Here is a 500-nt window from a genome sequence, read left to right as displayed (position 1 = left end):
AAAGAACTCTTTTAACAAGGTTTTTCCCTGTGCTTGGGACATCAGATACCCTACAAACTCTCCATGCATGTTATAAAGAATGGCACTAGGGTAACAAATACCCTTGCAACGGATTTCATAGTTTGACATCAGCTGAATTTTAGCTAGTTTACGTTGGGTAAGCTTTTCTTCACTATAGATTTTAGCCACTATCTTAGATTTGTCTGTTGCATAGACAATTCCCTCGCCCCCCTCGCCCAAGACATCTTTCAAGTGGATATAAAACTCCTTCCCCTGTTTGATGGCTTTTAGTCTATCGCCCGTGCTTGAAACTTTTGTTAGGGGTAAGGGAGTGTCTGCAATGGAGGTAATATGTGTGTAGACTTGAAAAGGCTTGCTATCAAGCCCTTCAATGGCACTTAACGAGCCGTCCTTATCAATTTTAGCAAATTGAATCGCGTGATCTGCTTGCTTTTTGCGCCGATTCAAGCTGGAAAGCTCTTGGGGCAACCTATCATGGT

At 42.4% G+C, this 500-nt stretch carries 1 pseudogene; it reads right to left on the bottom strand.

Annotated elements, in window-relative coordinates:
* Window positions 1-500, bottom strand: a pseudogene (locus tag EAO37_RS09045) (hypothetical protein); the annotation flags it as partial.

The organism is Helicobacter sp. L8 (genome assembly GCF_003660355.1).
GTDB classification, from domain to species: Bacteria; Campylobacterota; Campylobacteria; order Campylobacterales; family Helicobacteraceae; genus Helicobacter; species Helicobacter labacensis.
The sequence above is the reverse complement of the archived record's forward strand: the minus strand, read 5'-3'. Positions and strand labels throughout refer to the sequence as shown.